Here is a 7,083-nt window from a genome sequence, read left to right as displayed (position 1 = left end):
GCTCAAAGAAGAACGGCCCGCTCGAAAATTCGAGCGGGCCGTGAAGGCAGTGCCAAAACGCTATGCCGTCCGCGTCCTTAAAAAGAACCTTAACTGAACGGCATTAGGCCATCGGCCCGCTTTTTCGTTGCGTCGTTCCGGATGCGGCCGCTTGCGGCATCCGGCCCGCTTGGTCGCGGTGCCGGGCGCCCGGGCCGCGCCGGTCAGCGGCTGATCGGCTTGTAGCGCAGACGCTTCGGCTTCGCGGCTTCCTCGCCGAGGCGCGCGCGCTTGTCGGCTTCGTACTCCTGGTAGTTGCCGTCGAAGAACGTGACCTGCGAATCGCCTTCGAACGCGAGGATGTGCGTCGCGATCCGGTCGAGGAACCAGCGATCGTGCGAGATCACCATCACCGAGCCCGCGAATTCGAGCAGCGCGTCTTCCAGCGCACGCAGCGTTTCGACGTCGAGGTCGTTCGACGGTTCGTCCAGCAGCAGCACGTTGCCGCCCGAGATCAGCGTCTTCGCGAGGTGCAGGCGGCCGCGTTCGCCGCCGGACAGGTTGCCGACGATCTTCTGCTGGTCGCCACCCTTGAAGTTGAAGCGGCCGATGTACGCGCGCGACGGCGTTTCGTACTTGCCGACCGTCAGCACGTCGGCGCCGCCCGAGATTTCCTCGAACACCGTCTTCGAACCGTCGAGCGCGTCGCGGCTCTGGTCGACGTACGCGAGCTTCACCGTCGGGCCCATCACGACCTCGCCCGAATCCGGCTGTTCCTTGCCGGTCAGCATCTTGAACAGCGTCGACTTGCCGGCGCCGTTCGGACCGATGATGCCGACGATCGCGCCGGGCGGGATCTTGAAGCTCAGGTTGTCGATCAGCAGGCGGTCGCCGAACGACTTGCTGACGTTCTTGAACTCGATCACTTCATTGCCGAGGCGTTCGCCGGCCGGAATGAAGATTTCCTGCGTTTCGTTGCGCTTCTGGTATTCCTGGCTGCTCAGTTCCTCGAAGCGGGCGATACGCGCCTTCGACTTCGCCTGGCGGCCCTTCGGGTTCTGGCGCACCCACTCCAGTTCCTTCTTGATCGCCTTCTGGCGCGCCGATTCCGACGCTTCTTCCTGCTTCAGGCGCTCTTCCTTCTGGTCGAGCCAGCTGCTGTAGTTGCCCTTCCACGGAATGCCGTGGCCGCGGTCGAGTTCGAGAATCCACTCGGCGGCGTTGTCGAGGAAGTAGCGATCGTGCGTGACGGCGACGACGGTGCCCGGGAAGCGCACCAGGAACTGCTCGAGCCAGTCGACCGATTCGGCGTCGAGGTGGTTGGTCGGCTCGTCGAGCAGCAGCATGTCGGGCTTTTCGAGCAGCAGCTTGCACAGTGCGACGCGGCGCTTCTCGCCGCCCGACAGGTGCTCGATCTTCGCGTCCCACGGCGGCAGGCGCAGCGCGTCGGCGGCCACTTCGAGCTGCTGTTCGGGGCTGCCGCCGTCGCTCGACGCGAGGATCGCCTCGTATTTCGCCTGTTCGGCCGCGAGCGCGTCGAAGTCGGCGTCCGGCTCCGCGTAGGCCGCGTAGATCTCTTCCAGCTTCTTGTTCGCCTGGAACAGGTCGCCGAGGCCTTCCTCGACGGCTTCGCGCACGGTCTTCGTCGGGTCGAGCTGCGGCTCCTGCGGCAGGTAGCCGATGTTCAGGTTCGGCATCGGCGTGGCTTCGCCTTCGATGTCCTTGTCGATGCCCGCCATGATGCGGATCAGTGTCGACTTGCCCGAGCCGTTCAGGCCGAGCACGCCGATCTTCGCGCCGGGAAAGAACGACAGCGAGATGTCCTTCAGGATCTGGCGCTTGGGCGGCACGATCTTGCCGACCCGGTTCATCGTGAAAACGTATTGGGCCATTTCGGTGTGAAAGTCAGAAGTGGTTGAGACGGCCGCGCAGCGCGCGGGCGCGGCGGCGTCGGGTGATTCGGTACGGAGCGTGCCGCGCGGGGCGCGGCGGTGCGAGCGCGTATTGTACTTCGCCGCCGCCTGCCGCTGGCGCGGCGCTGGCCATTCGGCCGGCCCGCGCTCACAGCCAAGCGGCGACGCCGCCGTGCCCCGAGCACGTGCCGCGCCGGTGGCGGCTGAAGCTGTACGTGCCGTCGCGGCAGCGCGCGCTCGCGCCGTCCGGCACGCGACCCGATTTCGAATGCGCGGGCGCATGCACGGTGTCGCCGTCGCGGTTGCGATACGTGTCGTGACGGTCGAGATCGGCTTCGTTGGCGTAGCCGGGCGACGCGCGATAGGCGTGCGCGGAAGGCGGTAACGCGGCGCCCGCGACGAACAGCGCGGCGGACAGGGTCGCGATGTGCGTCGCGCGGCGGAGCAGGGCACGCATGGTCTCTCTCGTTTCGTTCGTCGTTGTCGATGTCGGGCCGATCGCCCGCGCCGCATGTTAGCGGATCGGTGCCTTGGCGCCGCGCGGCGCTACGCCGCGCCGGACATCGACGCCGCGCCGTCGGCCTGCGCGGCATCGAGAATCCACCGGCGGAACGCGGCAACCTTCGGCCGTTCCGCGTGATGCGGCGGATAGACGAGGTAGTACGCGAAATCGTCGAGCCATGCGGCGTCGGCAAGCTGCACGAGCCGGCCGCTCGCCAGCTCGCCACGCACCATCGCGGCCGGCAGCAGCCCGGCGCCCTGGCCGGCGACGATCGCTTGCAGCAGCAGCCCCGAGTCGTCGAACGCGGGGCCGCGCGGCGGGCCGAAATCGTCGATCCGCTGCGCGCCGAACCAGATGTGCCAGCCCTTGCGTTCGGCGTCGTGCAACTGCGGCCAGCCGACCAGCTCGGCCGGCGTCGCCGGCATGCCGAGCCGCGCGACGAGTGCCGGCGCCGCGAGCGCGACGATTTCCACCGTCAGCAGGCGTTCGCTGCACAGCCCGACGTAACGCCCGAGGCCGTGGCGGATCGCGACGTCGACGCCGTCGCGTGCGAAATCCGCGAGCGCGTGGCTCGTGACGACCTGCAGGTCGACGTCGGGGCAAGCGTGCCGGAACTGCGCGAGGCGCGGGACGAGCCACGCGGATGCGAAGAACGGCGTGACGCTCACCGTCAGCACGCCGCTGTCGGCCGCGCCCGACACGCGCTGCGACGCGTCGGCGATCTGCCGGAACGCGTTGCGCACCGGCGGCAGGTAGTCGCGGCCCGCGGCCGTCAGCAGGATGCCGCGGTTCACGCGCTCGAACAGCTGCACGCCGAGATGCGCCTCGAGCGTGCGGATCATCTGGCTCACCGCGCCGGGCGTGACCGACAGCTCTTCGGCCGCCGATTTCACCGACAGGTGGCGGGCGGCGGCTTCGAAGGCGCGCAACGCGTTGAGCGGCGGCAGGCGGGAGCGATTCATTCAGTTTTTCTAAAGCGAAAGGTCGACGAAATATCGTTTGAGGCGACGCGGACGCGCGCGTACCGTTGACGCATCGGATCGCATGTTTCGCGGCTGCCGGCCGGCAGCCGATGCGATCAACATAGTTCAACTATATCCACGGGGCAATCCGGGCGCCGCTCGGCGCCCGGTGGAGCCCGAAAGGAGCATCGTCATGAACCGCCCGCGCGCATCGCGCCTTTTCTACGGCTGGTACGTGGTGGCGGCCGCGTTCGCCGTCACGTTCGTCGGGTTCGGCAGCGCGTACACGTTCAGCGCGTTCGTCGAATCGCTGCAGCGGGATTTCGCCGCGTCGCGCGGCCAGATCTCGCTCGTGTTCTCGCTCGCCGGCTTCCTGTACTTCGGTTTCGGCATCGTCAGCGGGCCGCTGGCCGATCGGTTCGGCTCGCGGCGGCTCGCCGTCGCCGGGATGCTGTTGACCGGCGCGGGGCTCGCGGCCGCCGGCGCGGCCCATACGCTGCTGCAGGTGTACGTCGCGTACGGGCTCGGTGTCGGATTCGGCGTCGGCTGCGCGTACGTGCCGGCCGTCGGCGCGGTGCAGCGCTGGTTCGTGCGCCGGCGCGGGTTCGCGTCGGGGCTCGCGGTGGCGGGGATCGGCGTCGGCACGCTGGTGATGCCGCCGCTCGCGTCCGCATTGATCGCGCAGGTCGGCTGGCGCGGCGCGTATTTCACGCTGGCCGCGCTCGCGCTCGTGCTGGGAGCCGGCATGTCGCTGCTGATCGAGAACGATCCGCGCGGGCGGGGACTGTTGCCGGATGGCGATGTCGCACGGGACGGCGGCGGCCGGAATGCCGGTGCTTCGCCGGCTGCCGCGAACCCGCGTGCCGGCGCGCCGGTGCGCGAAGCCGTCGCGTCGCGGCCGTTCGCGAGCCTCTACGCGGCCTGCCTCGTCTGCTCGTTCGGTGTATTCGTCCCGTTCGTCCACCTCGTGCCCTACGCACTCGACCACGGCGTCGCGCCGTCGACGGCCGTGCTGCTGCTCGGCGCGATCGGCGTGGGCAGCACGGCCGGCCGCTTCTTTCTGGGCGGCCTGGCCGACCGCTTCGGCCGCCGCGCGTCGCTGCTCGCGATGTTCGCCGGCATGGCGGTCGCGCTGGTCGCGTGGGCGGGCGCGGACACCGTCGCGACGCTGGCGGCGTTCGCGCTCGTGTTCGGCGTGTTCTACGGCGGCTGGGTCGCCGTGCTGCCGGCGGTCGTGATGGACTATTTCGGCGGGCGCAACGTGAGCGCGATCATCGGGATCCTGTACACGAGCGTCGCGTTCGGCACGCTGATCGGGCCGGCCGCCGCCGGCTTCGTCTACGACGCGGGCGGCGGCTACCTCGTGCCGATTCTCGCGAGCGCCGCCGCGAATGCGATCGCGTTCGCGATCGTCGCGACCACCGGGCGTGCGCCGGCCGCCGCGCGCGCGGCCGGCGGATAGCGCAATCGGGCTGGGCGCGTCGCGCGATTTCCGGTAGGGTGGCCCGACCGTCAGCCATCGACGCACGGTCGGGGAGGCATCGTGACATTCGACGAAGTCCGGCAGATCGCACTGGCGTGGCGCGGCGTCGAGGAAGGGACGTCGTACGGCACGCCCGCACTCAAGGTGAAGGGCAAGCTGCTCGCGCGGCTGCGCGAGGACGGCGACACGCTCGTCGTGAAGGGCGTCGACCCCGACGAGCGCGCATGGCTGATCGAATCGGCGCCCGACGTGTATTACGTGACCGAACACTATGTCGGCTGGCCGATCGTGCTGGTCCGCCTGTCGGCCGCACGTCCCGACGCCGTGAAAAACCTGCTTCTGCGAGAATGGCGCGCCATCGTGCCGGCGAAGTGGCGGGACGAAGCCGCCCGCGATGCGAACTGAACGGCGCACCCGGCGCACCGGCGCACGAGCCGCCACCGATCCGGATCAAGCGTTGCATCGGTGCGTATCGATGCAACGAGTGGTTCCATCGAAATTCTTCAATTGGTTCTTAGTGAAGAACCGTTTGATGCTTACACTCCTTCGCTTCGAAGGCGGCTGACGACAGCCGACGGAACGGGCGTACGCGATGCGCCGGCGCCCGGTGCGCCGCATTGCACCCGCAGCTTCGCAGACTGCGCGGACGACCCGACCGGAACGGCCCCCATCCGGCCTCATGCGCGCGTGCGCGGCACGCGTGCTCGCAGCCGGATTCAAGAACGACAACTCCCCGCGCCGCCTTCACGCGACACCCGGTCGGACCGGAACCGTTTTTTGGAGAGAGACAGATGAGTGGAAGCAATACAGGCCTCGGCACCGGCCTGAAGCAGCGTCACGTAACGATGATGTCGATTGCCGGCGTGATCGGCGCGGGCTTGTTCGTCGGCTCCGGCCACGCGATCGCGGAAGCCGGGCCGGCATCGATACTCGCGTATGCGATCGCGGGCGTCCTGGTCGTGCTGGTGATGCGCATGCTCGGCGAGATGGCCGTCGCGCATCCGGACAGCGGGTCGTTCTCGACCTATGCCGATCGCGCGATCGGCCACTGGGCCGGCTTCACGATCGGCTGGCTGTACTGGTGGTTCTGGGTGCTCGTGATCCCGATCGAGGCGACCGCCGCCGCGACCATCCTCAATGCGTGGTTCCCGGGCGTCGCGACGTGGATCTTCGCACTCGGCATCACGCTGCTGCTCACCGTCACCAATCTCTTTTCCGTCAAGAACTACGGCGAATTCGAATTCTGGTTCGCGCTGATCAAGGTCGTCGCGATCGTCGTGTTCCTGTGCGTCGGCGGCGCGGCGATCGTCGGCCTCGTGCCGGCGCCCGCCGTATCGGGCGTGTCGAACCTGTTCGCGCACCAGGGCTTCATGCCGAACGGCGCCGGCGCGGTGCTGGCCGCGATGCTGACGACGATGTTCTCGTTCCTCGGCACCGAGATCGTGACGATCGCGGCCGCCGAATCGGACAACCCGCAGCGCCAGATCGTGCGCGCGACGAACTCGGTAATCTGGCGTATCACGCTGTTCTATCTCGGCTCGATCCTCGTCGTCGCGGCCATCGTGCCGTGGAACGACCCGCTGCTGCCGAAGCACGGCTCGTATCAGCGCGCGATGGAACTGATCGGCGTGCCGAACGCGAAGGCGATCATCGACGTGATCGTGCTCGTGTCGGTCGCGAGCTGCCTGAATTCGGCGCTGTACACCGCGTCGCGGATGCTGTTCTCGCTGTCCAGGCGCAAGGATGCGCCCGCCTTCCTGCATCGCACCGATTCGACGGGCACGCCGCGCGCGGCCGTGCTCGCGTCGACCGCGTTCGGTTTCCTGACCGTGATCGCCAACTACCTGATGCCGGAGCAGGTGTTCGGCTTCCTGCTCGCGACATCGGGCGCGATCGCGCTGCTCGTGTATCTCGTGATCGCGATCTCGCAGTTGCGGATGCGCAAGACGCTCGAATCGGCCGGCGCGGACCTGACGCTGCGGATGTGGCTGTTCCCGTGGCTCACGTGGGCGGTGATCCTGTTCATCTGCGGCACGCTGACCGTGATGTTCGTCAGCGAGGCGCACCGGATGGAAGTGGGCGCGACGGCCGTGCTGGCGTTGATCGTGCTGTTCGCATCGTGGCTGAACAAACGTGGGCGCGATGCGCAGGCGAACGCTGGGCGGCGGGTGTCGGCGACGTGAGCTGATCGAACGAGGTAACGACGGGGCGCGAAGTCCCGGGCGTGAAAATGGCCCGATCGGC

The 7,083-nt window shown here is 68.3% G+C and carries 6 protein-coding genes; 3 read left to right on the top strand and 3 right to left on the bottom strand.

From position 1 onward, the window contains the following. Positions 1 to 203: 203 nt before the first annotated feature. From ettA to gcvA, 3 genes are all read right to left on the bottom strand, one after another. A complete protein-coding gene (gene ettA, locus HWX62_RS32520; protein ID WP_175933251.1) occupies positions 204 to 1,871 on the bottom strand; it encodes an energy-dependent translational throttle protein EttA in 1,668 nt (555 codons plus the stop codon). Between the two features lie 169 nt (positions 1,872 to 2,040). After that, complete coding sequence (locus HWX62_RS32515; protein ID WP_175933250.1) at positions 2,041 to 2,349, bottom strand: DUF3761 domain-containing protein; 309 nt, start codon at positions 2,347 to 2,349, stop codon at positions 2,041 to 2,043. An 89-nt stretch (positions 2,350 to 2,438) separates the two neighbouring features. Continuing rightward, positions 2,439 to 3,356, bottom strand: a complete 918-nt coding sequence (gene gcvA, locus HWX62_RS32510) for a transcriptional regulator GcvA (protein WP_175933249.1) — start codon at positions 3,354 to 3,356, stop codon at positions 2,439 to 2,441. Positions 3,357 to 3,549: 193 nt separating this feature from the next. Here gcvA and HWX62_RS32505 point away from each other — a divergent pair, with 193 nt between their 5' ends. The 3 genes from HWX62_RS32505 to gabP all read left to right on the top strand — a co-directional run bounded on the left by HWX62_RS32505 (position 3,550) and on the right by gabP (position 7,022). Continuing rightward, positions 3,550 to 4,818: an MFS transporter gene (locus HWX62_RS32505; protein WP_175933248.1), complete on the top strand. Its 1,269-nt coding sequence runs from the start codon at positions 3,550 to 3,552 to the stop codon at positions 4,816 to 4,818. Positions 4,819 to 4,899: 81 nt separating this feature from the next. Continuing rightward, positions 4,900 to 5,244, top strand: coding sequence for an MmcQ/YjbR family DNA-binding protein (locus tag HWX62_RS32500; RefSeq protein ID WP_175933247.1), 345 nt, complete (start codon positions 4,900 to 4,902; stop codon positions 5,242 to 5,244). Positions 5,245 to 5,630: 386 nt separating this feature from the next. Beyond that, entirely contained in the window at positions 5,631 to 7,022 is a 1,392-nt protein-coding gene (gene gabP, locus HWX62_RS32495) for a GABA permease (RefSeq protein WP_175933246.1), read from the top strand. Positions 7,023 to 7,083 lie beyond the last annotated feature (61 nt).

The sequence above is a fragment of the Burkholderia sp. BCC0506 genome, assembly GCF_902833145.1.
Lineage (GTDB): Bacteria > Pseudomonadota > Gammaproteobacteria > Burkholderiales > Burkholderiaceae > Burkholderia.
The sequence above is the reverse complement of the archived record's forward strand: the minus strand, read 5'-3'. Positions and strand labels throughout refer to the sequence as shown.

Bases quoted from the DNA above. Each gene is read 5' to 3' on its own strand.
- HWX62_RS32505 (WP_175933248.1), top strand. From the start codon at position 3,550: ATGAACCGCCCGCGCGCATCGCGCCTTTTCTACGGCTGGTACGTGGTG.
- gabP (WP_175933246.1), top strand. From the start codon at position 5,631: ATGAGTGGAAGCAATACAGGCCTCGGCACCGGCCTGAAGCAGCGTCAC.
- ettA (WP_175933251.1), bottom strand. From the start codon at position 1,871: ATGGCCCAATACGTTTTCACGATGAACCGGGTCGGCAAGATCGTGCCG.
- gcvA (WP_175933249.1), bottom strand. From the start codon at position 3,356: ATGAATCGCTCCCGCCTGCCGCCGCTCAACGCGTTGCGCGCCTTCGAA.
- HWX62_RS32515 (WP_175933250.1), bottom strand. From the start codon at position 2,349: ATGCGTGCCCTGCTCCGCCGCGCGACGCACATCGCGACCCTGTCCGCC.